This window comes from Saccharopolyspora elongata (genome assembly GCF_004348985.1).
Taxonomy (GTDB): Bacteria; Actinomycetota; Actinomycetes; order Mycobacteriales; family Pseudonocardiaceae; genus Saccharopolyspora; species Saccharopolyspora elongata.
The window spans coordinates 13,093-39,567 of record NZ_SMKW01000046.1; the positions used below are offsets into that span (position 1 = coordinate 13,093).

Sequence of the window (26,475 nt, forward strand, 5' to 3'; positions counted from 1 at the left end):
GTCCCGTGAACACCCAGCGTGCAGCGGAAGATCCTCAGGTGACGGTGGACGGCGCCCCCGCGGCGGTGGCGCCCACGCCGCTGGAGATGCGGCGGGCGATGGGTACCTTCGCCAGCGGCGTCACGGTGGTGACCGGGTACGACGGCGAGCCGGTGGGCTTCGCCTGCCAGTCCTTCGCCTCGGTGTCCCTGGAACCGCCGCTCGTGCTGTTCTGCGCCGACCACCGGGGCCGGTCCTGGCCGCGGATCCGCGACGCCGGGCGCTTCTGCGTGAACGTGCTCGCCGAGCGGCAGACCGACCTGTGCGACCGGTTCGGTTCCAGCCGGGGAACCAAGTTCGAGGGACTGCCCTGGCAGCTGTCCCGGTGGGGCAGCCCGGCGCTGCCCGGCGTGCTCCTGCGGGTGCACGCGGAGGTGCACGACGTGCACGCCGCCGGCGACCACGACGTGGTGATCGGCCGGGTGCTGGAGCTGGAGACGCCCGTCGACGCGCCGCCGATGGTCTTCTTCCGGGGCAGGTTCGGGATCGCCCCGGAGCCGGAGCTCGTCATGCCGGACGCCTGGGGCTGGGGCGACGCCTGGGCCTGAGCCGCCGCGCCCACCGGGTCGCGCGGGATTTCCGCGGTGCACGGCCGGAATCCGGCGCGCGGCGGTCAGAGCCAGTCGCCGGATCCGGCCGCCATCATCCGGTCGAGTGTCGCGGTCGACCAGGTCTTCTCGGGCGCGACCACGCTCATCTTGCGGCAGGAGCGCGGTTTCGCCGCGGCCGGGTAGAGCACGCCCGACACCGTCCTGGCGGCGTCCACAACCAGCGGCGCCACCTTCTCCAACGGCGCCTTGACGTAGCCCACCAAGGAGATGCTGCCCACCGGTCCCTCCGGGCCGCGGACGGCGGCCGCCGCGCAGGCGAGCGAGGGAATGCACTCGCCCCGTTCGAAGGCGAGGCCGTGGCGGCGCCGGATGCGGTTGAGCTCCTGGTGCAGGGTGCCGATGTCGCCGATGGTCCGGTCCGTCAGCCGCCCGATGCGGTCGCCGAGCAGCTCGTCCACGGTCTCGGGCGCGAGCCCGGCCAGGATCGCCTTGCCCAGGGCGGTCGAGTGCGCCGGGGCCCGGCCGCCGACGCACGAGGGCACCGACGCGGCGAACCGGCCGCCCACCTTGTCGAGGTAGTGGATCTCGCCGCCCTCCAGCACCCCGAGGTGAACGACCATTCCAGTTTTCATCTGGAGGTCGTGCAGCAGCGGTGCGGCGGCGCCGCGGAGCTCGTCGTGGGCGTTGGCCTGGCCGCCGAGGCTGAGCGCGCGGCGCCCGAGCGAGTAGCCGGCGGCGCTGTGCCGGAGCCAGTCGAGCCGGACCAGCTGATCGAGGATCCGATGCGCGGTCGACCTGGGAAGATGCGTGCGCCGAGCCACGTCTTCCAGGGTGAGCCGAGCGGAGCAGCGCTCGAACGAGTCGAGGATCAGCGTCATCCGTTCCACCATCGACGGCGGCAGCTCGCGGCGCGGGGAGTCAGCGTTCTCGCGAGCGAAAGGGACAGTCATGGTTCTCCCCTCGGCCCGGCGTACCGGAAGTAAAACTGAAATGAATTCCACCTTGCCGGGAACGGTAGCAGCGGCGCGCGAGCTGCGGAAGTGCCCCGCCGGGGTTTCGCCGTGTTCCGGGCGCCGCCGGCTCCCGGTGACCGGGATGAGCCGGGAGTTCGCGAGGCGGCTGGGCTAAACCTTGTCGACGGCCCGGTGAAACCGGCGCCGCGCGAGGAAAGGTCTGCAGATGAGAGTCGGCATCGCAAGCCCGGTGGTGACGCAGGTGCCCGGCGTGCATTCGGAGTGGGAGCGCACGGCGGGCATCGAAGAGCTCGGCAGGATCGCCGAGACCGCCGACCGGTTGGGTTTCCACCACCTGACGTGCAGCGAGCACGTGGGCATTCCCCGGGAGGTCGCCGAGCAGCGCGGCGCGACCTACTGGGACCCGCTGGCCACGCTCGGATACCTGGCCGCGCGCACCACGCGGATCCGCCTCGCCACGCAGGTCCTGGTGCTCGGCTACCACCACCCGCTGGAGATCGCCAAGCGCTACGGCACCCTCGACCGCGTGTCGGGCGGCCGCCTGGTGCTCGGGCTCGGCGTGGGCAGCCTGGAAGAGGAGTTCGCGCTGATCGGCGCGCAGTTCGAGGGGCGGGGCTCGCGAGCCGACGACGCCCTCGCCGCCTTGCGGGCCAGCCTGTCGCAGCGGGAACCGGAGTACCACGGCGAGCACTACGACTACGCGGGCTTCGTCGTGGAGCCGCACGCCGTGCAGGCCCGCGTGCCGATGTGGATCGGCGGCCGGACGCTGCGCTCCCTCCGCCGCGCGGCGAAGCACGGCGACGGCTGGGTGCCCTTCGGCCTCGACACGGCTCAGCTGCGGGAGATGCTGGCCAAGGTCGACCTGCCGGCGGACTTCGAGGTCGTGCTCTCGGCGGGCCGCGCGCTGGACCCGATGGGACGACCGGAGGCGGCCGAGGCGGCGCTGGCACAGGTGCGCGAAGCGGGCGCCACGCTCATCGGCGCCCAGCTGCGGGCGCGATCCGCCGACCACTACTGCGAGCAGCTCGAAGCCCTGGCCGGCATCGCGGCCGGCATCGATTGACGGGATGAGGTACCGATGGCTGAGGAATCCACCGATCTTGCCGAGCGGTTCGCCGCATTGGAGGAGCGCCTGCGGCAGCTCGAAGACCAGCAGGAGATCGCCCGGCTCATCGCGAGCTACGGCCCGCTGGTCGACAGCGGGAGCGCCGAGGCGGTGGCGGACCGCTGGGAACCCGACGGCACGTACGAGGTCGACGGGTGGTCGATGAACGGCCGCGCCGAGATCGTCGCGATGGTCACCGGCGCGACGCACCAGGGCTGGATCGAGGGCGGCTGCGCCCACTTCCTCGGCCCCGCGCACATCACCGTCGAAGGCGACGAGGCCGTCGCCGTGGGCCACTCGCTGATGGTGGTGCACAACGGCGGGGAGTTCGCCGTGCGCCGCGCCACCGCCAACCGCTGGCAGCTGCGGCGCGGACCGGCGGGCTGGCGCGTCACCCGCCGCACGGGCCGGGTCCTCGACGGCCGCGGGGAGTCGCCGCGACTGCTCGCCGCGCTCGATCCCGGTGCGGTGGAGGCGGAATGACCGCCCGGGAGGAGATCGTGGAGCGGCTCGCCGAGCTGGCGACCGCGATCGACGCGCGGGACTGGACGGCGGTCGCGGCCGCCTTCCTCCCGGATGCCCACGGGTACAGCAGGGACGGCGTCGAGGCGATCGTGCGGCAGATGCGCGATCACCTCGACGGGTGCGGGCCGACGCAGCACCTGCTCGGCAACCACCGGGTGGCGGTGGACGGCGACACCGCGCGGTCGCTCACCTACGCGCGCGTGCACCACGTCGGGGCCGGGCCGATGGCCGGGCGCTTCTTCGAGTGCATGGGCGAGTACGACGACCGCTGGGTGCGCACGCCCGGCGGATGGCGGCTGTCGTCGCGCACGTTCGACATGCGGATCGTCCTCGGCGACTTCGCCGTGCTCCGCCCGGCCTGACCGCCACAGCCACGTCCTAATAGGACACGACCCGCCTCAGGAATCGTTTCATGAAGGCTCATCGGCAAGGCGTCTGAGACCCGAGGAGGCGGCGGTTTCGCGCGAAAACGACGCCCGCCCTCACGCGGAACGCCGTTTTCGCGCGAAAACGACGCCCTGCGTGCCAGGCGATCACGCCTCACGCGTGCCCGCACCGCAGTCTGGAACGCCCTCAGAACCCGGCTCCGGCGGTCATTCCCCCGTCGACGACGAACTCCGCTCCCGTGCAATAGCTCGACTCGTCGGAGGCGAGGAACAGCACCACGTTGCTGATCTCCTGCGATCTGGCGTAGCGGGGAATGGGCAGCCGGCGAATCAGCTCGCCGGTCCGGTCCTCCAGCTCGTCCTCCTCCCTGCCGGTCATCGGCGTGGCCACGCTGCCGGGGTGCACGGAGTTGACCCGGATCCCGCGCGGCCCGAGCTCCAGCGCTGCGGACCTCGTCAGGCCCCGGATGCCGAACTTGCTGGCGCTGTAACCGGCGAAGCCCGCTCCCCCGACCAGCCCGTTGACCGACGAGATGTTCACGATCGAGCCGCCTTCCCGCATGACCGGCGCGGCGTGCTTGATGCCGAGCCACTGCGAAACCAGGTTGGCCTCGAGGATTTGCCGGAAGTCCTCGACGTTCGCGTCGGCGTAGGACTGGAACCGCAGGATGCCCGCGTTGTTGACCAGGACGTCGAGCCCGCCGAACGCCGAAACGGTGTGGTCGACGATCGCCGACCAGTCGTCGGTCTCGGTCACGTCGTGCGGGAAGAAGCGGCAGTCGTCGCCGAGTTCCCCCGCCAGCCGCCGGCCCTCGTCGGCCAGGACGTCGCCGAAGACGACCCGGGCTCCTTCCGCCGCGAAGGTGCGGACGTGGGCTGAGCCCATGCCCCGCGCGCCTCCGGTGACCAGTGCGACCTTGCCGTCCAGCTTGCCCATCGACCCGCTCCTCCACGTCCGTCGTGCGTGGGGGCAGCATGGTGGCGGAGCGCGCGGCGCACCGGCCCGATCCCGCTGAGTGAGCAGCTCCGCCGCCGGCGCGCACCGGTTCCGCATCCGTCTCGGTGACCGAGACCTCTTCGGTTGCCCCCTGGTCGAGTCGCTAGCGTCCGCTGGCACGCCCGCTCCGGGCATCCGCCACGGCCTGCCCCGGGCGCCGCGCGGCTGGCCAGAACTCCGCTCCGCCAGCCCGAATTCGATGAGCACCGCAGCCAATCCGACTCAGCGAGGAGTCCAGAATGGATCAGGCATCGCTGCCGCAAAGATCTGCGCCCACCGGACCGGACGCCGACGGCGAATCCGTTCGCCAGGAGCGGTCCACCGCGCAGAACTACGCGATCATCGCGCTTCTCGTCCTGCTGGTGGAGATCACCGGGCTCACCTACACGATGGTGACGCCGGTGCTGTCGAACATCGCCGCCGCGTACCGATCGCCGGACATCTCCTGGATCATCACCGCCGTCACCCTGGTGGGCGCGATCGCGTTCGCGGTGTGCGGGAAGCTGGGCGACATCTACGGCAAGAAGAAGGTCGCGCTGGCCTGCACCGCCGTGTTCGCCGTCGGCACCGCGCTGTGCGCGACGGCTCCGGTGCTGCCGCTGATGATCGCCGGTCGCGCGCTGCAGGGCTTCGGCCTGGCCGTCCTGTCGCTGACGTACGGGCTGGTCCGGGACGTGCTGCCGAAGCGGCTGATCCCGATCGCGCTGGGCTTCATCGGCACGGGGATGGGGGCCAGCACGATCATCGGCCCGTTCATCAGCGGAATCCTGCTCGGCACGTTCTCCTTCCGCGGCGTCTTCTGGTTCCAGCTCTGCTACGCGGTCGTGGTGGGCCTGCTGGTGTGGCGATTGATCCCCGAGAGCGGGCTGCGCGCCAAGGTCGGCGTGGACTGGACCGGGGCGGCGCTGCTGGGACTCGGCGCGCTGGCCTTCCTCGCCGGTGTCGGGATGGCCAAGAAGGCGGGCTGGGTCTCGGTGCCGACGCTGGGCGGGATCATCGCGGGCGTGCTGCTCATCGCGGGATGGGTCGCCTACGAGCGGCGTGCCGCCGATCCGCTCGTCCACATCGGCCTCCTCACGCGGCGCAGGGTCGGTCTGCCCATGATCGCCAACGCCTGCGTGCAGTTCGCGCTGGTCGGCAACTCGATGCTGGTGCCGATGTTCGTGATGTCGTCGCCGGAAGGCGGCTTCGGGTTCGGCTCGTCGGCGCTCGAGGTGGCCGGATTCGTCGCCGCGTCAGGAGTATCCGGGATGATCGCGGGCCCGGTCAGCGGGCTGGTCTCGCGGCGTTTCGGGCCCCGCGCCGGCATGGCCTTCGGCGCCTCGGCGCTGACCATCGGCGCGACCCTGATCGCGTTCGTCCACGACACCACAGGGATCGTCCTGCTGTCGCAGCTGATCTTCGGGCTCGGCATCGGGGCCGCCTCGGCCTCGCTCCCGAACGTCATCATGCACGCGGTGCCCGCCGACGTGCAGGGGGTCAGCGGCGGAATGCTGAACCTGGTGGGCAGTTTCGGAAGTTCGCTCGGATCTCAGGTGCTGGTGGTGCTGCTACTGCTGCCGGGCGCGACCTATCTCGGCACCGAGGTGCACTACGCCGAATCGGGCTTCGTGCTGGCCTTCCTCGCAACTGCGGTGTGCGGCGCCATCGCCCTGATCAGCGCCCTCTCCACCGGCCCCCTCCGCAGCCAGCACGAGTTGTAGGGGCTGTCCCGGCGGAACCGTACCCATCCGGCGAGGTGGCACGACTCGCCCGGCTGGTGTGGCGTGAACGGCCTGTTCGCCTCAATAGGCGAGGCAAACAGGCCGTTCACTTCATCCATCCAACACCAGCACGCACCACCGGAGCGGAGCGAACAGGCCGTTCACCTCGATAGGCGCCCAGGGTCGGTGGGCGCCTTGGTTCGCCACTGCGCGTCGAGAACGGGGCTGCGGTCGCGCACCGCAGCCCCGTTCTCGACCGCTAGAAGACTTCCGGGCCCCGCAGGGTGGCTTCGGCGCCACCGTCCACATAGATCACCTGCCCGGTCATGTGCGTGTTCCCCGTGCTGATCAGCCAGCCCAGTGCCGCGGCGATCACGCCCGGTTCCGCGTATCCGTTCAGCGGCATCGGCACCGCCTCGTCCACGACCTTCTTCATCGCCTCGTCCTCGAGGAGCGGCGCCGCCATCGGGCTGAGCACCACTCCCGGTGCCACGGCGTTGAGCGGGATGCCCGCACCCGCCCAGTCCGCGGTCACCGCCGCGCGGCGCAGCCACTGCGCGAGGGCCGATTTCGACGACGGGTACAACCGGAAACCGGCCCCGCCCTCGACCGCCGCCCGCGCGCGTTCCAGCGCCGCCTGCTCGTCGTCCCGCAGGCACGCGTCGATCACGGCCTGGTCGACCGGCTGCGTGCCGGCGATGGAACCGACCACCGCTGCTCGCGGCTGCGGGGCGGCCGCGAGCAGCGGCCGAAGCCCCTCCAGCAGCCGCACGACGCCGAAGTAGTTGACGCCCACGGCGATCGGATCGGGCAGCGAGACGCCGGCGCACGCGACCACGCCGTCCAGGCGTCCCGCGCCGAGGTCGGCCACCTCCGCCACCGCCCGGGTCCGCCCTTCGTCGGTGGACAGGTCGGCGCGGACGTCCGCGGTGTCCCGATCGACACCGATCACGGTGTCCCCCTGCGCCCTCAGCATCTCGACCAGGGCCTTGCCGATGCCCGATGCCGAGCCGGTCACGGCGATGCGGCGTGTCATGTCCTCGTGCTCCTCACACCAGTTCGTTCGGCCTCGCCTGGGAAAATCCGGGTCGGCGGCCATCACCGCATGCCTATCGGAGTTCACCGCCCCGCGGGATCCGGTAGTACCGGTGAGTGGGATCGGCGGACTCCCGCCGGGTGCCGACGAGGTTGTCTCTGCGGGACTTCGAACCCGACCGCCCGGGAGGAACGCCCGTGAACCGGCTGTCCCCAACCACCTCGCTGACCGCGCTGCTCGCGGCCGGACTGGTCGCGTCCGGTTGCTCCGCAGGCACCGGCGACACCCCGCAGCCGGCGCCATCGGAACGCGGCACCCTGTCGAGCTCGGTCCCGCTGGACCACCGGCGCCTGCCCAGCGCGCAGGGCGAATGGCTGATCTCCTACACCTCCGCGGACGCCGGCGGGAAGCCGATCACGGTCTCGGGAACGGTCTCGGTGCCCAAGTCTCGCCCTCCGCAGGCGGGCTGGCCGGTGATCAGCTGGGCGCACGGCACCACCGGCACGGCCGACGTCTGCGCGCCGTCCGCCGACCGGCCGGGCGGCCCGGCGCACTCCTACGTCGGGCTCGTCGACCAGACGCTGGACCGGTGGGTCGCCGCCGGCTACGTCGTGGTGCAAACCGACTACGAGGGGCTCGGCACGCCCGGAGAGCACCCCTACCTCAACGGGCCCAGCGCGGCGAACGCGGTCACCGACATCGTCCGCGCCGCGCACCAGGTCGACCCCGGCGTCGGATCGGACTGGTTCGCGGTGGGGCACAGCCAGGGCGGCCACGCCGCGCTGTTCACCGCGGCAGCGGACCAGCAAGCCGCCGGGCTGTCGCTGCGCGGTGCCGTGTCCATCGCGCCGGGCGGCTTCCAGACGAGCCAGACGACGGCGTACTTCCAGCAGCGAACGGGCGAGCAGGGCGTCCGCGCAGCGCTGCCGTTCCTCCCCACGATGCTCATCGGGGCGGCTGCGGTCGATCCCGGAATCGTGCCCGAACAGCTGCTCGCCGACGAGGTCCGCCCGGTGCTGGACGTGGCGCGCACGACCTGCCAGGACGGGATTCGGGAGGCCGCCTCGACGGTGCGGGCGGAGCGGGTCTTCCGCGAGGGCGCGGATCTCGACCGGCTGACGGCGTACCTGAAGTCGCAGGAACCGGAGGGCCTGGCGCTCCGCGTCCCGACCCTGGTCCTGCAGGGCACGACGGACGTGCTCGTGAGCAAGCGGGGAACCGACCAGCTGGTGAAGTCCCTGTGCGAACGCTCCCCCTCGATCGCCTACGAGGCGTACGACGGCGCGGATCACCGCCAGGTCCTCGCGGCGTCCCAGCCCGCGGCGCAGCGGTTCACCGAAGATCTCCTCGCGAACCGACAACCGGCGAGCGCCTGCTCCCTGCCGTGAACCGGGCCGCCGTCCGATCCGCAGCGGGCACGGATGAACCCGGCCCCGGGATATGATGATCGGGAGGCTTTCGGGATCGTGGAGTGGGGTGTCGGTGGCTTACGGCGCGGTCCGCGGCAACGAGCGGAGGCAGCTGCCCGACGAGGTGGCGAGCTACGTCCGCGAGCAGATCATGTCCGGGCGCTTCAAGCCGGGCGACTTCCTCCGCATGGAGCCCATCGCCGAGGCCGTCGGCGTCAGCAACACCCCCGTCCGCGAGGGCCTGCTGACGCTGCACAGCGAGGGCTTCGTGCAGCTGGTCCCCCGCCGCGGTTTCGTCGTGGCCCCCTTCACGCGGCAGGACGTGCGGGACCTGTTCTGGGCGCAGGCGAGGCTGGCCGGTGAGCTCGCCGCGCGCGCCGCGAAGAAGATCACCCCGGAGCAGATCGACCGGCTCAAGTCGGTCATCGAGCAGCTCGACGAGGCCATCGCGGCCGGAGACAAGGACCGCATCGCCGATCTCGGGCACGCCTTCCACCGCGAGATCAACCTCGCCGCGGACTCGCACCGGCTCGCGCTGCTGCTCGCGGGCGTCGTGCGGCACCTGCCGAACCGCTTCTACGCCTCGCTGGAATCCCGCGTCGAGCTGACCAGGGAACAGCACGCCCTCCTGGTCGAGGCCCTGCGCAAGCGCAGCGCCCGGAAGGCGCGGACGCTCATGGAAGAACACGTCGCCGAGGGCGCCGACCACGTGATCGAGATGCTCGAGAAGACCGGTCTCTGGGAAGACGAGGAACCGGAATCCTGAAGATCAGCGGGCTTCCGCCGCGCCGGCCGGGCGTAACGCGGTCGTGCAAGCGGCGCTGATCGCGCATCCGAGAACAGCGCGTCCTGCCGTCGATCCAGGCTTAGCGGCCGTGACCGCTTCGTCTTCACGAGACGAGGATGCCGAGACCGTCGCCGAACAGCTTCAAGCCGAGCACGAAGAACAACACCGCCATCACGGCGGTGTTGTGCCGCACGGCCCAATCTTTCCACCCACCGAGCACGTTCTTCGCCGGCTCTCCCATGAACAGGACGACCCCGAGCGGAGCCAGAAGTCCCAGCGAACCAATGATCACGAACACCGCCAGCGACGCGATCTGCTGCCCGACGGGAAGCCCGGCCGAGCTTATCGACGCACCCGCGGCGAGGGTCAGCGGTGCGTTCTTGAGATTGGCCGCCGCCAGTGCCAGTCCAAGCCCGAAGATCTTGATCGGTGTGAAGCGGTCGATCGCAGCCATCCACGTCGGCAGCTGCGCCTGCGAGGCGTCGACAGGCCGTCGGCGCCACTGCCGGGCGCCGAGGAGGACGAGAAGCACCCCCAGCGCGAGCTTGAGGCCCCCCACCCAGGTGGCCGGCTGCTGGTGGGTGGAGGCACCGGCCGGCCCGCCGATCGCCAGCATCACGGCGCCCAGCGCCGAAAGCCCGACGATCCAGCCGATTGCGAACAGCGGCCCGTTGAGACGTCCCCGCGGCGTGGCCAGGACGAGGATGATCGCGACGATCGGGAGTGGGCTGACGGCGACACCGGCCGCCAGGCCCAGCACATCACCGAGAGCTTTATCCAAAGCGGCCTCCGGGCGGGATCAGGGACGATCAGGCTGACTGGCTCCACCGAGCCGACCACTGGGCGCTATGGCAGCAATTCGTCGGCGCTGCGGGGCTCTTCGCGCTGCTGCTGGTTGAGCTTGTGACGCAGTATGGAGGAGCGGCGGTAAACCTCCTTGCGTGCCCGCATGATGTTGCCCAGGGGCGCGTGTTCAGCCGTGACCCGCCAAGGTGTGAAGGACAGCGCATCCATCTTCTCCAGGTTGTCTTCGCCCGAGATGTCCTGCTGCGGGATCCGCAGCTTGGCCACCGTGACGAACGGTGAGAGCTTTTCCGGCCACTCCACGGTGAGGTCTTCGACCGGCATCCGCTCCAGATCGGTGCACAGCTGGACCTGGATGTCGAACGCGTAGGGGCGCTCCCCCAGCTCGGCCACCAAAGCCGGCCGGAAGACCTCCGGCGCCGAGGCGATATCCATGGCGCGCCGGACCACCCCGTCGGCGGAGACGGGGTCCGGGGCGAAACGCACCTTGGCGATGTAGTCGCCGTGCCGGACCGCGCCCATCGTCCAATAGCTCGACAGCAACACATTCACCTTGGGCAGCTGCGACAGGCGGAGGAATGCCAGGAACTCGTCCCAGGCCCAATCCTCCTGGTCGAGCGTTCCCTTGCCGGTCACGAAATCCCGGTAGAAACGATGCACTCCAGGGCGACCTTCCGCGAAGTAGGCCGGGGCCTGGAGGAAAAGGTCCTGGATGAACAGGTAGTGCTCGACCGTGTTGCAGAAGAAGATCGGCGCATTGATGTTGGCGTAGTCGAAAGTGCGCGTGTCACGCTCGTCCTCCAGCAAAATCGGACCGTCGATGCCGAAGATCTTCAGCGCCAGTCCGGCCGCCGTGCCGAGCCGCGCGTCGGCCCCGGCGTGGGGCGAACCATTGGAGAAGCGGATGAGCGCCTCATGCCTTCCCGGTGCGGCATAGACACCCTGCGCGTACTCGGTGGGCAGCCCGCCCAGGATCTCGACCTCCGCCCGGACCAGCCCATATCCCTTGGCATGTGCGTCGCGGACAGCCCGGCCGGTGCCCTCGGATTCGACCGAATCGGCAATGTACCGCTCCGTCTTCCCGATCACCGTCTGCAGGTTCTGGTCGAACTGGGGATCAGCGACTTCGACGTCCCGCGTGTATGGGATGAACCCTGTTGCCATGATCTCGGCCTTCCTTCGTCATGCGGTCGATGAACGGGTCGGCCAGTACTGCGGGGTCGGCGACGAGAGCGCGTACCGGCGGGGATGTCGGCCCAAAGATCGGCGGGGGCGCGGACCGAGGAAGCGAATCGGTCCTGGCACTCAGTTCTCCAGCTCGGAGAGCCAGCGCAGGGCGCGTAGGCCGGGAAGGAAGCAGTACTCCCCACCGCGAGTGACGACGAAGCTCGGCAAGTTCTGCAGGCGGCGCCGGACCGGCTTCCCCGGGATGGTGACGCTGCCCGTTCCGCCGTGGTGCCCGGCCACCGGATCCTTCTCCCCCGGGAACCCGATGAAGTTGCCATCGTTGACCCACTCGGACTTGATGAACTCGAACTGCCGGTCCAGGTGGGCGCAGATGAAGACCCCGACGAGTCCACGATCGGCGCCATCATCCTCGAGCACGCCTTCCGGCAGCGGCGGGCCGTAGCTGGTACCGCGACGGATGATGCGGTGCATCCGCGCCACCCCGATGATGTTGGCATCGCGCGGGTTCACCCGCCGGATATGCGCGCCAGCGGGACACTTGAAGCCACGATCGTCGTCTTCCCGGTATTGGAAGTCATTGACGCGGCGCGGATCCGCGGCCAACTCCGCATCATCGTGCTCCGGGGAGAGGGTCAGCGGAGCCCCGCTCGGCCAGCGTCCGATCATCTTCGCCCCCAGCAACGCCTCCTCCTCGGGACTTGAGGTGTTCGCGCGCAGGTACTGCCGCCAGGCCGCCACCTTGGTGTGAAGCTTGCGCACGGCCAGGTAGGTCCCGTTGCGCCCCAGGACCTCGGGCCGCGGCATGGGCGGCAGGTTTCCGGTCTCATCGGGGTAGCCGAGGATGAACTCACCGGCCTTGAGGGGGACTTCGTGAGGATTGGAGCCGGGAATCCCGACCCCCTCGATGCTCGGATGGCTGATGCCGTCGCGAAAGCCGAAGGAGGTACGGCCGGTGGGGAGCTGCTGGACCTCCTGCTGCCAGATCACCTCGACACCGGGCGTCTCCCGGAGGGCGGCGCGTTCTCGCTCCAGCGCCTTCTCCAGACTCGCCGCATCGGGCGCGAGCGCGCTCACCGCGATATGAACGTCGGGGGTTCCGAACGGCGGCTCCCACTGGGCCGGATCACTCTCGCCGACGTCGCCGATCACAGCCGCCCGCGCCGCCATGCCCTGCCGGAACGGGATCGGGAAACTGTCGAGCGACTCCTGGGGAACCCCGAGGGCTCGTAGTCCCTGGTAGGTGAAGGCCACGGCCGCCCAGGCACCTTGACTCGGATCGGCGCTGGGGAGCCCGGCATCGATCGCCGGGAGCAGCCGCCGCAGCAAGGCACGCCCGGCTTGGCGGTCGTCAACGCGCAGGAAGAAGAACCTGCCGACGTACGGCACCGGCCGGGGGCGAAGCGCTCCACTCTGGATATCGTCGATCTCGACGCTCGGTGCGTCGCTGCTTGCCGCTGCGTCCATGATGACGTGCCCCCGTATCAGGTCTCCACACAACCCGGATAACCCGGCGCGACCGGCACGAATCCCCGCCCCGGTCGACCGCAGGGGCCTTCGGGCCTCGACCCGCCGACCGGCATCACCCGATGAGCACCTGTGATCGACTCGGCGCTAGCCCGCGGCTTCGTCGAGCAGCTTCTGGAAGGCCGGCGTGGCCAGCAGCGCCGCGTTGGCCGGATCGTCGAGCGCCGCCCGGAACTCGGGGGTGTCGAGCACCGCCTGGAACGCCTCGTTCACGCGTTGGTTCTTCCAGATCTGCTGGACGGTGAGATCCGGGTAGGAGCTGACGAAGACGCCCGCGGGCGCCTGGTGGGCGATAAACCAGTCCTTCACGTGGGGATCGGCGATGCCGGGGAATCCTTCCGTGTGCGAGAAGACCTTCTCGAATCTCGCCCCGACGGCCGTCCTGGCGAAGTCGTCGATGTAGGTGTCCCAGGACCCGTCGAAAACACTGGCGAACATGTGCCGGGTATCGTCGTCGAAGATCACATGCCGCGCGTCGTGCAGTGTGCCGATCTCTTTCAGCGCTGCGCGACCCCCCTCCGCAGACGACCCGCTCGTCAATTCGGCGAGGTCCTTGCGCAGCGCATCCGCATGGCCCGGCTTGATCTTCGTGAAAACGGTGAACTCGCTGCACACTCCATCCGCCATACCCGGCCGCTCCGGCTGAGTCGCTTCCGTCATCGGAGTCCCTCCTCTGTGCTCATCAGGGAGCCTGGTGCCCGCAAGCAGCCATGCGCCCTCGTGCTCCAGGCTTGGGTAGGCGTTGTGACCGAGCAAGAGCCGAAAGCCCTCCTCCCGCCTCGCTGACGAGCACCGCAGCACGACCGAGATGGCCCTGAGCGCCTCTGACCCACCGCACGCCCCGATGAGCCCCACCAGCCACACCGCCGACACCCGCACAGCTCTTGCCGACCTCTGTCCCTTGTGGACCAATGTGGGGACGGCCTACGGCGCCTCGGGCAGGTGGTCGAGGCGGTCGCGTTGGGCCTCGGTCAGGTGGAGCCGTTCCGCGGCGAGGTTCTCCTCCAGGTGATCGATCCGGGCGGTGCCCGGGATCGGGAGGACGACCGGCGAACGGCTGAGGAGCCAGGCCAGCGCCACCTGCCGGATAGGGGTGCAGCGCTTCGGCCAGGAGTTCCTCGTTGCCTCCCCCGCCGTACAGGTACGCGGTGTCGATCAACGACGACCAAGGCGACCAGGAGGACCGGCACGACGAGGGGAACGCCTCCGACCGTGGCCTTGAGCGGATTCCAGCTCCTGCCCCGGCCTGTTGTCCTGCTCGTCGCGAATTCTGCGGATGTGCTCCTCGTTGAGATCCTTCTGAGAGTTGCGCGGAAAACGGCGCGACCGACCAATCGATTTCCGGGCGGCGGCGAATCCGGGAGCCGATCGACCGGACAGGAGCTTGGAATTCCTCCGGTGGCCGCATTTTCCTTGCAGCGCGGTCGAAATCGGCTTTGTTCGGCGGATCGGGCCGACCTCGACTCGCGTCCCGCGGGCGATTTCCATGTAGCGTAGGACGCACGAAGTGGACCCAAAAGACCTGATTCGGCACAACAGTGTTGCGCAAGACGAAAGAAGGACGCCGTGGATCTGCCGGAGCTCGACGATCTGCAGTTCTGCGACGGTGTCGCCCGCTCGGAGACCCTGACCCAGGCGGCGCGGCAGTGGGGCGTGCCGCGCATCGTGTGCGCCGCCCCGAAGTACCTCGCGAACCGGAACCCGCCGCGGTCGATCCACGAGCTCCTTGAGCACGACTGCATCGTGATCCGGGAGAACGATTCCGACTACGCCGTCTGGAGATTCGGCACCGAATCGGAGGAGACCGCGGTGAAGGTCCCCGGTTCCATGGTCAGCAACGACGGCGACGTCGCGACGCAGTGGTGCGTGGAAGGCCACGGGCTGCTCATGCGCTCCCGGTGGCACGTCGCCCCGATGCTGCGCACCGGCGCGCTGGTCCAGCTGCTCGGCGACCTCCCCACCCCCAGCGCGAACATCTACGCCGTCCACGACTCCGCCCAGAACCTGACCCGGCGCGCGAAGCTCGCGATCGACCACATCACCGAGGGCCTCACCGGGCGCCTGGATATCCCTGCGGGGCAATGACTTTCGCGCTCCCTTTCCATAACGTCCGCCCGAGCCGAGGAGACATCGTGAGCACTGGCGAACCCGAGCTGGTCGACCGCACCAGCCGCCGCTACCCGATCGACGAGCCGCGCTGGTGCGGCGACGACGGATCTCCCCTGCTGATCGAGCCGCTGCCCGGCATCACCCGCGAGCGCATCGACTTGGGCGTGCGCTCGCAATGGCGCTACGCCGCCGCGCTCGCGCTGCCCGACACCCCGGCGGTCAGCCTCGGCGAGGGGCTGACCCCGTTGCTGCACCGCCGGCTGGCGGGGCTCGACGTCGCGGTCAAGGCCGAATCGGCCAACCCGACGGCCAGCTTCAAGGACCGCGGCACCTCGGTGATGATCAGCACCCTGCGCGCGCAGGGCGTCTCCGCGGTGCTGGAGGACTCCAGCGGCAACGGCGGCTCGTCGGTCGCCGCCTACTGCGCGGCGGCGGGGATCGACGCGCAGATCCTCGCCCCCGAGGCGACCTCCCCGGCCAAGATCCTGCAGAGCCGGATCCACGGCGCGTCGGTCGAACTCGTGCCCGGCAGCAGGCAGGACACCGCCGACGAGGCGCTCCGCCGGTCGGCCGGACGCTTCTACGCCAGTCACAACTGGCACCCCCACTTCCTCGACGGCATCAAGCTCATCGCCTACGAGATCTGGGAGGACCTCGGTTTCACCGCCCCGTCCGCGGTGGTCGTCCCGGCCGGTGCCGGGAGCCTCGTGCTGGGATGCGCCGCGGGCTTCGGCGAGCTGCACCGGGCAGGCGAGATCGACCGGATCCCACGCTTGCTGGTCAGCCAGCCGGAGCGGTGCAGCCCGCTGGTGCGGGCGTTCGACTCCGGTGCGGACGGCGTCGAACCGGCCGAATGGGCCCCAACGCTCGCCGAGGGCACCTCCATCGCACACCCCGTGCGCGACCAGGAGGTGCTGCGCGCGATCCGCGCCAGCGGAGGCGCGATGACCGCGGTGCCCGAGGAAGAACTGCGCCCGGCGACGCTGGCCCTGGCGAAGACAGGTCTCTACGCCGAGCCCACGAGCGCCCAGGTGGTGCCCGCCCTCGAACGGTTCGTGCGCGACGGCCACCTCACCGGCGACGACGTCGTCGTAGCGGTGCTGACCGGCTCGGGTCTCAAGGCGAGCACCGCGATGGCCCGGCTGCTGGAATACTGACGCCGTTCGCGGGAAGACGGTCATCCCGCCGTCAAGGTCCGCCCGCCACCTGTAGGGATCGCGTCAAGAGCCCGTCCGGGAGCCGCCCGGCGAGCTTCACTGAACGGGTCACCGCCGATGGAAGACGGTGCTCATCAGGTCCGGGGGCGTCTTGATGGTCGTGTTCCGGCGTGGCCTGGTTCGCCGGTCGGTGGCCGGGCCCGCGACATCATCCGCGGTCGGTTTCTTCGCGGTCGTGGCGGGGATGGTGCCGACGGCCGTGGCGGTCTGGTGGTCGGGCGGGCAGGTGGCCGGGTTGGTCGTGCTGTGCCTCGTGGCCGGCGGCTACGGCTTCGCCGTCCGCAACGCCACCGGCGCGCTGGTCACCGCGGTGCTGGGCTGGATGTTGTTCAACGGCTTCGTCGTGCACTCCCACGGCGACCTCGGCTGGAACGGCTCCGGCGACACCGTTCGACTGGCCGCGCTGACGGGTGCGGCGCTGCTCGGCGCGCTCCTCGGCAATGTCCGGGCCACCCGCCTTGAGCGGCCGGTGGTCGTGGAGACCACCCCGGCCCCCAGAGTCGAGCAGCCTGCGGGCGACCGACAGCCGAGGGAGGAACTCGCGAAGAGCGCTTCCTCACCCGAGGTCGCGGTTCCACCGGCGCGGGCGTCTCGGCCCGTGGCGTGAGCCGGAAACGGGTGCGCACACTGGTCGTGAGCACCCCGAACGGCTGTGCGCCGATCCGAGCCGTGGAGGTGGGGCGGATGCCACGCGGACGACTGCGCGTCTACCTCGGTGTCGCGCCCGGTGTCGGCAAGACCTACGCCATGCTCTGCGAGGGCCACCGCCGCCAGGCCCGGGGCACCGAAGTGGTCGTGGGCTTCGTCGAAACCTACGACCGCCCCCGCACCACCGAACTCCTCGACGGCCTGGAGGTCCTACCCCGCCAGGCCCTCGGCTACCGCGGCACGACGTTCACCGAGCTCGACGTGGACGCCGTCCTCGCCCGCCGCCCGCAGGTCGCGCTGATCGACGAGCTCGCCCACACCAACGTGCCCGGCTCCCGCAACACCAAGCGATGGCAGGACATCGAGGAGGTCCTCGACGCGGGCATCGACGTGATCTCCACGGTGAACGTCCAGCACCTCGAATCGCTCAACGACGTCGTCGAGCACATCACCGGCATCCCGCAGCGCGAAACCGTGCCCGACGAGGTGGTGCGCCGCGCCGAGCAGGTCGAACTCGTCGACATGACCGCCGAGGCCCTGCGCCGCCGGATGGCCCACGGCAACGTCTACCCGCCCGAGAAGATCGACGCGGCGCTGAGCAACTACTTCCGCGTCGGCAACCTCACGGCGCTGCGCGAACTCGCGCTGCTGTGGCTGGCCGACAAGGTCGACGAACAGCTCGACCGCTACCGGGCGGCACACGACATCACCGGCACCTGGGAGGCCCGCGAACGCGTCGTCGTCGCGCTCACCGGCGGCGCCGAAGGCGACACGCTGATCCGCCGGGCCGCCCGAATCGCCGAACGCGCCCGCGGCGCGGACCTCCTCGCGGTGCACGTCGTGCGCGGCGACGGGCTTTCCGACGCCAGCCCCGCGCACCTGGCGCGGCAGCGCGCCCTGATCGAGGACCTCGGCGGCACCTACCACCAGGTCGTCGGCGAGGACATCCCCAGCGCACTGCTGGACTTCGCGCGCGGCGTCAACGCCACCCAGCTCGTGCTCGGCGCTTCCCGCCGGGGCCGACTGGCGCAGCTGTTCTCCCGTGGCGTGGGGGTCACGACCACCGCCCGCTCCGGCCCCATCGACGTGCACATGGTCACCCACGAGCACGTCGGCCACCGGCAGTGGCTGCCCACCTTCGCGCCGGGCGTCGGCCGGCGGCGTCGCATCGCCGGTTTCGCCTTGGCAGCGCTCGGAATTCCCCTGCTGACCGCGCTCCTGGAGCTCGCGCGCAACGACCTTTCGCTGCCCAGCGAGATCCTGCTGTTCCTCGTGCTGGTCGTCGGCATCGCGCTCGTCGGCGGGTGCTGGCCCGCGATCTCCGCCGCGCTGGCCGCATTCCTGGTGCTGAACTACTTCTTCACCCCGCCGCTGTACGTGTGGACGATCGCCGATCCCGACAACCTCCTCGCGCTGATCGTCTTCGCGGTCGTGGCGATCGCGGTCAGCGCGGTCGTCGACCTCGCGGCCCGCCGCGCCCGCGAAGCCGCCCGCGCGAGAGCCGAAGCCGCAGTCCTGTCCAACCTCGCCGGCAGCGTCCTGCGCGGCGAACACCCCCTGTCCGCGCTGCTGTCCCGGCTCCGCGAAACCTTCGGGCAGGACTCCGCGACCATGTTGGAGCGGCGGCCAGAATCCGGCCGCACACCGGAGGAACAGCACGATCCGCGGGCCTGGCACGTCGTGGACGCCGCCGGTGCGCCGCCGTGCCCCAGCCCGGACGCGGGCGACACGCACATCGCCGTCGGCGACGACCTCGCGCTGGCCCTGCGCGGCCCCACCCTCCCGGCCGCCGACCGCCGCGTGCTCGAAGCCTTCGCCACCCAGGCCGCCGTCGCGCTCCACCAGCACCGGCTGGCCGAGCAGGCCGAGCAAGCCCGGCAGCTCACCGCGGCGAACCAGATGCGCACCGCGCTGCTCGCCGCCGTCAGCCACGACCTGCGCACCCCGCTGGCGTCGGCCACCGCCGCCGTCGAGAGCCTCCTCAGCGACGACGTCGCCTGGAGCGAGGAGGACGAGGCCGAACTCCTCGACACCGCCTACCAATCGCTGGTCCGGCTGGACCGGCTGGTCGCCAACCTGCTGGACATGAGCCGCCTGCAGGCGGGCACGCTCGGCATCGTCACCCGGCAGCTGGCGGTCGCCGATGCCGTGCCGCAGTCGCTCGACGGCCTGGACGCGGATGGCCGGGTGCGGATCCAGATTCCGGAGGCGCTGCCCGACGTCCTCGCCGATCCCGGTCTGCTCGAACGAGTCCTGGCCAACCTCATCGGCAACGCCCTGCACTACAACCCGCCCGGCCGGCCGGTGCTCGTGACCGCCAGCGCGCTCGCCGACCACGTCGAGGTCCGCATCATCGACCGCGGCCCGGGCGTCCGGCCCGAGGACCACGAGAAGATCTTCCTGCCGTTCCAGCGCCTCGGCGACCGCGACAAGGACACCGGCGTCGGGCTCGGGCTCGCCCTCGCCCGCGGCCTCACCGAAGCCATGCACGGCACGCTCACCCCGGACGAAACCCCGGGCGGCGGCCTCACCATGGTCCTGGCCCTGCCGACGGCCGAATCTCCCGCGATACCGGAACAATCCTCGGCCGAGCGGCCCGCACCACATCGCGGGACCATCCGGTGACCCGGGCTCGGGACCGCGTCAGGACGCAGCGGGTCCGGTTCGGTCGACCACGAGGGCGATCGGCGTTTCGCCGCAGCGCCTGAGCACCACGCCGTTCTCGGCGCGCGGGGTCGCGCCTGCGTTCCACCACGCCGGCACGTCCAGTTCGCGGGCGAGCGCGCCCGTCGCCTGCCCGACGTTGTTGGAGACGATGAACCTTCCCTGGGAGTTGACCAGCGCGGCTCGGCCGCGGAGTTCGCGCAGGTGCGGGAACACCGCGCGCTCGAAGTCCTTCACGAACACGTCCGCGCCGACGACTCCGGCGAAGCCCTGCCGGACGTTCAGCGGCACGGTGAAGGTCAGTGCGTACTCGTCGCTGCACAGGTAGTCGACGTAAGGGCCGGTGATGTGGCGCTGCGCGGTGTCGCGCGGGATGGTGAACCAGGGCTGCCGCGTGTAGTCCAGGAAGTGCTCGCTGGCCGGGTCCAGGCTGATGAGGAGCTGTGCGGGCTCCTCGCCCGGCGTCAGGGTCCACCACTGGAAGCCCAGTTCCTGGTCGACCAGCAGGTTCGGCGCGGTGATGAAACCCGCTCCGTTCACCAGCTCGCCGAGGGCGCCGACCACCTCCGGCCGCAGCCGGGCCAGGTCGCGGGCCCGTAACGAATCCTCGGCGAGCAGGGTTTCGGCACCGCTGCGGATCGTTGCCAAGCGCGCGAAGACGTCCTCCACCAGCGTCGAAACGTGGTCGATGACCTCGTCTCCGACCAGTGTGCGCGTGTCCTTCACGTTGCGACCACCTCATGCACGTGCCGATTGCGTCGCCGGCTGCCGATGTTGGGGTTGGGACAGAGTAGCGGCATGCCGCTCGCCGGTGCGCCCATTGCGCCAGGCCGTTTCGCGGCGCATGTGCCGGGTGCCCGGAATGCACTACTGCCGGGTCAGCTCCAGGTGGACTTCGGCCGCCCGATCCACGGCCGCGAGGATGTGCTTCTCCGTGAGCGTTCTGGCCAGTGGGCCATCGGCGCGCGCTATCGCCTCCGCGATCGCGCGGTGCTCGGAGTGGGAGCGGTCGGCTCCCCCGCCACATCCGGCCGACAGCCACAGCACCGCGCCGAGCTCGCCCTGCAGCTGGACCTCCTGCTGGGTCAGCCTGCTCGACTGGGCCGCGGCGGCGACTTCGAGGTGGAACTGCCGCTCCGCGCGGGCGGTGCCGTTCCCGCTGGTCCCGCGCACGTCGTCGGCGGCCTGCTCGAGCCGTTCGAGGTCCTCCGGCGAGCTGCGCTCGGCCGCGAGGCGGGCGGCCGCCCCGGCGATGGCCGCGTAGTGGTCGCCGAGGTCGCGCAGCTCGCCGAGGCTCACCTCGCGCAGCCGCTCGCGCCAGAACTCGCCGCCGTGGTCGCGCGGGGCCCGCACGAAGCTGCCGCCGCTGCGCCCGCGCCGGGTCTCCACCAGCCCCTGCTGCCGCAGGGCCATGAGCGCTTCGCGGATGGTGACCGTCGAGACCCCGAGCTGGCCGGCCAGCTCCGCTTCGCTCGGCAGCTGCTCCTCGTCGGCGAGCAGACCCAGCGTGATGGCGTCGACCAGCCGCCTGGTCACCGCCTCCACGCGGCCGGTCTGGTCCAGCGGCGCGAACATCGCTGATCGCGCGCGATGCGGCACCCGTTCGCCCATGCGCTTCCCCGGCTCCTCTCGGTCCTACGGGACCAATCTTGCCGGAAACTCTTGTTCTATTACATATGGTCTTATATGTTTTCGTCCCACCGAGCCCCCCTGCCCCTCTTGACTAGGGAGCTATCCAGTGGAGCTCAAGCACTTCGTGGGCGGCGAGTACACCGAACCCCGCGCGGACCGGGTGGCCGAGATCATCGATCCGGTCACCGGCCGGCCCTACTGCACCGCGCCCGTCGCCGGCGCCCAGGACGTGGACCACGCGATGCGGACCGCGTCGGCGGCGTTCCGGAAGTGGCGCGACACCACCCCCGCCGAACGCCAGCTCGCGCTGACCCGCATCGCCGACGCGATCGAGGCCCGCGCCGACGAGATCGTGCGCGTCGAATCCGCCGACACCGGCAAGCCCCTCGCGCTCACACACGCCGAGGAAATCCCGATGGTGCTCGACCAGGTGCGCTTCTTCGCCGGCGCGGCCCGGGTGCTCGAAGGCAAGGCCGCGGGCGAGTACCTGGCCGGGCACACCTCCTACGTTCGCCGCGAACCCGTCGGCGTGTGCGCGCAGGTGACGCCGTGGAACTACCCGCTGCTGATGGCGATCTGGAAGATCGCGCCCGCGCTGGCCGCCGGCAACACCGTGGTCCTCAAACCCGCCGATACCACCCCGGCGTCGACGCTGCTGCTGGCCGAGATCTGCGCCGAATTCCTGCCGCCGGGCGTGTTCAACGTGCTCTGCGGCGACCGCGACACCGGCCGCGAGCTCGTGACGCACCCGATCCCGGCGATGGCCTCGATCACCGGCTCGGTGCGCGCCGGCATCGAGGTCGCCGGGGCCGCGGCCACCGACCTCAAGCGCGTGCACCTGGAACTCGGCGGCAAGGCGCCGGTGCTGGTCTTCGCCGACGCCGATCTCGCCGCCGCCGCGGAAGGCATCGCTGCCGCCGGGTTCTTCAACGCCGGGCAGGACTGCACCGCCGCCACCAGGGTGCTGGTGCACGAATCGGTGCACGACGAGTTCGTCGCCGCGCTCGTCGAGCAGGCCGGCGCGACCCGGACCGGCAAGCCCGATGACGACGATGCGGCCTACGGCCCGCTGAACAACGCCACCCAGCTGCAACGGGTATCCGGTTTCGTCGAGCGACTGCCCGACCACGCTGTCGTCCGCAGCGGCGGGAAGCGCGTCGGCGACCAGGGCTACTTCTTCGACCCGACCGTGATCTCCGATGTGCGCCAGGACGACGAGATCGTGCAGAACGAGGTCTTCGGCCCGGTGATCACCGTGCAGCGCTTCGCCGACGAGGACGAAGCGCTGGCCAACGCCAACGGCGTCGACTACGCCCTCGCCTCCTCGGTGTGGACCGCCGACCACGGGCGCGCCATGCGGGTTTCCCGCGAGCTGGACTTCGGCTGCGTGTGGATCAACACCCACATCCCGCTGGTGGCCGAGATGCCGCACGGCGGCTTCAAGAAATCGGGCTACGGCAAGGACCTCTCGCTGTACGGCATGGAGGACTACACGCGCATCAAGCACGTCATGAGCGCTTTCTAGAGCAGAAACGCTGTTTCCACACTCGTTTTGTGGCAGTGCGGGTAGCGGCCCCCCGCGGGAGTTGCGGCCGCTGCCTCACCCGGGTGGGTGTCGGTCCCGCAATTTCAATGGAAATCGAAGGTCCGATTTCCATTGAAATTGCGGGAGTTGTCCACACCCTCCGGCGTGTCGTGGCCCGACACGCCGGAGGACCGCAACTTCCATTGAAATTGCAGCCGGTACGGCAGGAAAGGCAGACGATGTCGCCGAATTCAACTTCACCGCTGGTCGGCAGTCCGCCGGCCGCGGCGGCGAGCGGGGCGGAGCCCGCCGTGCGACTGCGCGATCTGCGCAAGTCCTTCGGCCAGGTGCACGCCGTCGACGGGGTCGACCTCGACATCGCCGGCGGGGAGTTCTTCTCCATGCTCGGGCCGTCGGGATCGGGCAAGACGACGGTGCTGCGCATGATCGCCGGATTCCAGCTGCCCACCAGCGGCACCGTGGAACTCGACGGCCGGGACGTCAGCCGGGCGGCACCGTTCCAACGCGACGTCAACACGGTCTTCCAGGACTACGCCCTGTTCCCGCACATGACCGTGCTGGGCAACGTGGAGTACGGGCTGCGGGTCAAGCGGGTGCCGAAGGCGGAGCGCCGCGAGCGCGCCCTGCAGGCGCTGCGCAGCGTGCGGCTGGGCGAGCACGGGGACCGCAAGCCCTCGCAGCTCTCCGGCGGCCAGCGCCAACGCGTGGCGCTGGCACGAGCGCTGGTCAACCGGCCCAAGGTGCTGCTGCTGGACGAACCGCTGGGCGCGCTGGACCTCAAGCTCCGCCAGGAGATGCAGTTGGAGCTCAAGCAGATCCAGCGCGAGGTGGGCATCACGTTCATCTTCGTCACCCACGACCAGGACGAAGCGCTGACGATGAGCGACCGCATCGCGGTGTTCAACCAGGGCCGCATCGAGCAGGTCGGCACCCCGGCGGACGTCTACGAACGGCCCGCCAGCCCGTTCGTCGCCGGATTCGTCGGCACCTCGAACCTGCTCAGCGGTTCCAGCGCGGAAGCGGTCATCGGCAGGACGGGCGTCTACAGCATCCGGCCCGAGAAGATCCGCATCGACGCCGACCTCGACCGCGGCACGGCACTGGGCGAAACCAGCGCCGCCGGCACGGTGACCGACGCCGTCTACGCCGGTGCGTCGGTGCGCTACGAGGTGTCGCTGGACGCGGGCGCGCGGCTTTCCGTGGTGCGCCCCAACTCCGGCACCGCCGACCTCGACCACCCCGCGGGCAGCAAGGTCCGCCTCGTCTGGCGCGACGAGCACAGTTTCCAACTCACCGAAGCCGATCGCTGATCCCTCCGAGGAACAGGAGAAACCCGATGCGCAACCGCAAGAAGATGAGCCTGCTCGCGGGCGTGCTGGCCGCCACCACCGCGGTCGCCGCCTGCGGCACGGCCGGCTCCTCGAACCCGGCGCCCGGCGGCCACGGCTTCAAACCGCCCGCGCTGCCCGCCCTCGACGCGCTCGGCCAGCCCGAGGGCGAGCTCAACGTTCTCGCCTGGCCCGGCTACGCCGAGGACGGGTCCAACGACCCCGCGGTGGACTGGGTGACGCCGTTCGAGCAGGAAACCGGCTGCCAGGTCAACGTCAAGCCGTTCGGCACCTCCGACGAGGCCGTGAACCTGATGAAGACCGGCCAGTACGACGTGATCTCCGCATCGGGTGACGCCTCGCTGCGGCTGGTGGCGGCGGGCGACGTCGAACCGGTCAACACCGCACTGGTCCCCAACTACAACGACGTGTTCCCGTTCCTGAAGGACAAGCCGTGGAACAGCGTCGACGGCACCTCGTACGGCGTGCCGCACGGCTGGGGCGCGAACCTGCTGGCCTACCGCACGGACAAGGTCCAGCCCGCCCCGGACTCGTGGTCGGTGATGTTCGACCCGAACTCGCCGCAGAAGGGCAAGGTCATCGCCTACGACTCGCCGATCTACATCGCGGATGCCGCCCTCTACCTGATGAAGCACCGGCCCGAGCTGGGCATCACCAACCCCTACGCGCTCGACGACAAGCAGTTCCAGGCCGCCGTCGACCTGCTCAAGCAGCAGCGGCCGATGGTCAGCGAGTACTGGTCGGACTACCTCAAGGAGAGCCAGGCCCTCAAGAACGGCGACGCCCACGTCGGAACCGCCTGGCAGGTCACGGTGAACCTGACCCAGTCCGAGGGCGCCCCGGTCGCCGCCACGCTGCCCACCGAAGGCGCCACCGGCTGGTCGGACACCTGGATGGTCTCGGCGAAGTCGAAGCACAAGACCTGCGCCTACAAGTGGCTGAACCACATCGTGAGCCCGCAGGCCAACGCCAAAGTCGCCGAGTACTTCGGGGAATCCCCGGCCAACCCGAAGGCGTGCGAGCTGACCGAGGACCGCAACCACTGCACGACCTACCACGCCGGGGACGCCGGCTACGCGTCGCAGATCTGGTACTGGACGACGCCGATCGAGCAGTGCCTCGACGGGCGCACCGACGTGAAGTGCAAGGACTACGGCGAGTGGACTCGCGCCTGGACCGAGATCAAGGGCTGACGCGAACCGCGGCCGGTGGGTGCGAGGGGCGTCCACCGGCCGCCCACCCCCGACGAGCGAGGATCGAGAGAGATGACAACCACGGCCTCCGCCGAGCGCGCTCCGCGCCGGTCGTCGAGCTTGCTGTACCGCAGACCGCGGCTTCGGCTGGGACTGCTGCTGTCCGCGCCGATGCTGTGGCTGGGGCTGGCCTACCTCGGTGCCCTGGCCGCCCTGTTCATCACCGCGTTCTGGAGCACCGACCCGTTCACCGGCCAGGTGGTGATCGAGTGGTCGCTGGACAACTTCGCGACGCTGCTCACCGACGAGGTCTACCGGACCGTCACGCTGCGCACGGTCGGAATCGCCCTGCTGGTCACCGTCGTGGACGCGGTGATCGCGTTCCCGATGGCCTACTACATGGCCAAGTTCGCCTCGCCCAGGGCGCAACGGCTGCTGGTCATCGCGATCATGACCCCGCTGTGGGCCAGCTACCTGGTCAAGGCCTACGCGTGGCGGGTCATGCTCTCCGGCAACGGCGTGGTGCACTGGCTGCTGAGCCCGCTGGGCCTGGACGCCCCCGGCTACGGACTGCTCGCCACCGTGATCACGCTGTCCTACCTGTGGTTGCCGTACATGATCCTGCCGATCTACGCGGGCCTGGAACGCCTTCCGGACTCCCTTGTGGACGCTTCCAGCGATCTGGGTGCCAAGCCCTGGCGCAGCTTCCGGTCGGTGGTGCTGCCGCTGGTCTTCCCGGCGATCGTGGCGGGCTCGATCTTCACGTTCTCGCTGTCGCTGGGCGACTACATCGCGGTCAAGATCGTCGGCGGCACCAACCAGATGCTGGGCAACGTCGTTTACGACAACATCGGCGCCGCCAACAACCTGCCCTTCGCCGCGACGGTGGCCACCGTCCCCGTCGTGATCATGCTCTGCTACCTGGCGGCGGTCCGCCGGACCGGCGCCCTCGACAACCTCTGAACCCCGCTTCGCAACCGTGTTCCGACCGCGTTCCCCGCAATTTCCATTGAAATCGAACCTTCGATTTCAATGGAAATTGCGGACCCGGGAACTCGCTTCGAAGACCAGACCCTGGCCCACTCCCGA

25 protein-coding genes are annotated in these 26,475 nt (G+C 70.2%); 15 read left to right on the forward strand and 10 right to left on the reverse strand.

Annotated features, from left to right (window positions below):
- The first annotated feature begins 5 nt into the window (after nt 1-5).
- Nucleotides 6-587, forward strand: coding sequence for a flavin reductase family protein (locus E1288_RS28985; protein WP_328592498.1), 582 nt, complete (start codon nt 6-8; stop codon nt 585-587).
- A gap of 65 nt (nt 588-652) precedes the next feature.
- On the opposite strand, the gene E1288_RS28990 is transcribed toward E1288_RS28985, so the two are convergent.
- A complete protein-coding gene (locus E1288_RS28990; RefSeq protein ID WP_207954606.1) occupies nt 653-1,540 on the reverse strand; it encodes an IclR family transcriptional regulator in 888 nt (295 codons plus the stop codon).
- 229 nt (nt 1,541-1,769) lie between these two features.
- On the opposite strand from E1288_RS28990, the gene E1288_RS28995 reads away from it, so the two are divergent.
- From E1288_RS28995 to E1288_RS29005, 3 genes are read left to right on the forward strand one after another with little or no spacing between them, the layout of a single operon-like run.
- Entirely contained in the window at nt 1,770-2,627 is an 858-nt protein-coding gene (locus E1288_RS28995) for a TIGR03619 family F420-dependent LLM class oxidoreductase (protein WP_132490520.1), read from the forward strand.
- A gap of 15 nt (nt 2,628-2,642) precedes the next feature.
- Nucleotides 2,643-3,152, forward strand: a complete 510-nt coding sequence (locus E1288_RS29000) for a nuclear transport factor 2 family protein (RefSeq protein ID WP_132490522.1) — start codon at nt 2,643-2,645, stop codon at nt 3,150-3,152.
- Nucleotides 3,149-3,556, forward strand: a complete 408-nt coding sequence (locus E1288_RS29005; protein ID WP_132490524.1) for a nuclear transport factor 2 family protein — start codon at nt 3,149-3,151, stop codon at nt 3,554-3,556. The genes E1288_RS29000 and E1288_RS29005 overlap by 4 nt, the downstream gene beginning before the upstream one ends.
- A gap of 211 nt (nt 3,557-3,767) precedes the next feature.
- Here E1288_RS29005 and E1288_RS29010 read toward each other — a convergent pair whose 3' ends face one another.
- Nucleotides 3,768-4,517, reverse strand: coding sequence for a glucose 1-dehydrogenase (locus tag E1288_RS29010; protein WP_132490526.1), 750 nt, complete (start codon nt 4,515-4,517; stop codon nt 3,768-3,770).
- Nucleotides 4,518-4,816: 299 nt separating this feature from the next.
- Here E1288_RS29010 and E1288_RS29015 point away from each other — a divergent pair, with 299 nt between their 5' ends.
- Entirely contained in the window at nt 4,817-6,280 is a 1,464-nt protein-coding gene (locus tag E1288_RS29015; protein ID WP_132490528.1) for an MFS transporter, read from the forward strand.
- 259 nt (nt 6,281-6,539) lie between these two features.
- On the opposite strand, the gene E1288_RS29020 is transcribed toward E1288_RS29015, so the two are convergent.
- Nucleotides 6,540-7,316 (reverse strand): SDR family oxidoreductase, encoded by a 777-nt coding sequence (locus tag E1288_RS29020; RefSeq protein ID WP_132490530.1) that lies wholly within the window; start codon nt 7,314-7,316, stop codon nt 6,540-6,542.
- 197 nt (nt 7,317-7,513) lie between these two features.
- On the opposite strand from E1288_RS29020, the gene E1288_RS29025 reads away from it, so the two are divergent.
- Both E1288_RS29025 and E1288_RS29030 read left to right on the forward strand, forming a co-directional pair.
- Nucleotides 7,514-8,704 carry an alpha/beta hydrolase family protein gene (locus E1288_RS29025; protein ID WP_132490532.1) on the forward strand — a complete coding sequence of 397 codons (1,191 nt, stop codon included), beginning with the start codon at nt 7,514-7,516 and terminating at the stop codon, nt 8,702-8,704.
- A gap of 88 nt (nt 8,705-8,792) precedes the next feature.
- Nucleotides 8,793-9,491, forward strand: a complete 699-nt coding sequence (locus tag E1288_RS29030; protein ID WP_207954607.1) for a GntR family transcriptional regulator — start codon at nt 8,793-8,795, stop codon at nt 9,489-9,491.
- A 124-nt stretch (nt 9,492-9,615) separates the two neighbouring features.
- Here E1288_RS29030 and E1288_RS29035 read toward each other — a convergent pair whose 3' ends face one another.
- The 5 genes from E1288_RS29035 to E1288_RS29055 all read right to left on the reverse strand — a co-directional run bounded on the left by E1288_RS29035 (nt 9,616) and on the right by E1288_RS29055 (nt 14,108).
- On the reverse strand, nt 9,616-10,272 hold the full coding sequence (locus E1288_RS29035; RefSeq protein WP_207954608.1) for a GAP family protein: 657 nt from the start codon (nt 10,270-10,272) through the stop codon (nt 9,616-9,618).
- Nucleotides 10,273-10,358: 86 nt separating this feature from the next.
- The gene (locus E1288_RS29040) at nt 10,359-11,480 is read right to left on the reverse strand and encodes a catalase family protein (RefSeq protein WP_132490538.1); all 1,122 of its coding nucleotides are present in this window, start codon (nt 11,478-11,480) and stop codon (nt 10,359-10,361) included.
- A 141-nt stretch (nt 11,481-11,621) separates the two neighbouring features.
- Nucleotides 11,622-12,968: a Dyp-type peroxidase gene (locus E1288_RS29045; RefSeq protein WP_132490540.1), complete on the reverse strand. Its 1,347-nt coding sequence runs from the start codon at nt 12,966-12,968 to the stop codon at nt 11,622-11,624.
- A 147-nt stretch (nt 12,969-13,115) separates the two neighbouring features.
- A complete protein-coding gene (locus tag E1288_RS29050; RefSeq protein WP_207954609.1) occupies nt 13,116-13,688 on the reverse strand; it encodes a hypothetical protein in 573 nt (190 codons plus the stop codon).
- 264 nt (nt 13,689-13,952) lie between these two features.
- Nucleotides 13,953-14,108 carry an aldo/keto reductase gene (locus E1288_RS29055; protein WP_408014028.1) on the reverse strand — a complete coding sequence of 52 codons (156 nt, stop codon included), beginning with the start codon at nt 14,106-14,108 and terminating at the stop codon, nt 13,953-13,955.
- 486 nt (nt 14,109-14,594) lie between these two features.
- On the opposite strand from E1288_RS29055, the gene E1288_RS29060 reads away from it, so the two are divergent.
- The 4 genes from E1288_RS29060 to E1288_RS29075 all read left to right on the forward strand — a co-directional run bounded on the left by E1288_RS29060 (nt 14,595) and on the right by E1288_RS29075 (nt 19,627).
- Nucleotides 14,595-15,113 (forward strand): LysR substrate-binding domain-containing protein, encoded by a 519-nt coding sequence (locus tag E1288_RS29060; RefSeq protein WP_132490542.1) that lies wholly within the window; start codon nt 14,595-14,597, stop codon nt 15,111-15,113.
- 47 nt (nt 15,114-15,160) lie between these two features.
- Entirely contained in the window at nt 15,161-16,294 is a 1,134-nt protein-coding gene (locus E1288_RS29065; protein WP_235883867.1) for a threonine synthase, read from the forward strand.
- 154 nt (nt 16,295-16,448) lie between these two features.
- On the forward strand, nt 16,449-16,961 hold the full coding sequence (locus tag E1288_RS29070; protein ID WP_132490544.1) for a hypothetical protein: 513 nt from the start codon (nt 16,449-16,451) through the stop codon (nt 16,959-16,961).
- Between the two features lie 77 nt (nt 16,962-17,038).
- The gene (locus E1288_RS29075) at nt 17,039-19,627 is read left to right on the forward strand and encodes a sensor histidine kinase (RefSeq protein ID WP_132490546.1); all 2,589 of its coding nucleotides are present in this window, start codon (nt 17,039-17,041) and stop codon (nt 19,625-19,627) included.
- An 18-nt stretch (nt 19,628-19,645) separates the two neighbouring features.
- On the opposite strand, the gene E1288_RS29080 is transcribed toward E1288_RS29075, so the two are convergent.
- Both E1288_RS29080 and E1288_RS29085 read right to left on the reverse strand, forming a co-directional pair.
- Nucleotides 19,646-20,392, reverse strand: coding sequence for a cache domain-containing protein (locus E1288_RS29080; protein ID WP_132490548.1), 747 nt, complete (start codon nt 20,390-20,392; stop codon nt 19,646-19,648).
- A gap of 141 nt (nt 20,393-20,533) precedes the next feature.
- Complete coding sequence (locus E1288_RS29085) at nt 20,534-21,277, reverse strand: FadR/GntR family transcriptional regulator (protein WP_132490550.1); 744 nt, start codon at nt 21,275-21,277, stop codon at nt 20,534-20,536.
- Between the two features lie 127 nt (nt 21,278-21,404).
- Here E1288_RS29085 and E1288_RS29090 point away from each other — a divergent pair, with 127 nt between their 5' ends.
- From E1288_RS29090 to E1288_RS29105, 4 genes are all read left to right on the forward strand, one after another.
- Complete coding sequence (locus E1288_RS29090) at nt 21,405-22,823, forward strand: gamma-aminobutyraldehyde dehydrogenase (protein ID WP_132490552.1); 1,419 nt, start codon at nt 21,405-21,407, stop codon at nt 22,821-22,823.
- 239 nt (nt 22,824-23,062) lie between these two features.
- Complete coding sequence (locus tag E1288_RS29095; RefSeq protein ID WP_132490553.1) at nt 23,063-24,154, forward strand: ABC transporter ATP-binding protein; 1,092 nt, start codon at nt 23,063-23,065, stop codon at nt 24,152-24,154.
- A gap of 26 nt (nt 24,155-24,180) precedes the next feature.
- Entirely contained in the window at nt 24,181-25,386 is a 1,206-nt protein-coding gene (locus tag E1288_RS29100; protein ID WP_132490555.1) for an ABC transporter substrate-binding protein, read from the forward strand.
- A gap of 72 nt (nt 25,387-25,458) precedes the next feature.
- On the forward strand, nt 25,459-26,349 hold the full coding sequence (locus tag E1288_RS29105) for an ABC transporter permease (RefSeq protein WP_132490557.1): 891 nt from the start codon (nt 25,459-25,461) through the stop codon (nt 26,347-26,349).
- Nucleotides 26,350-26,475 lie beyond the last annotated feature (126 nt).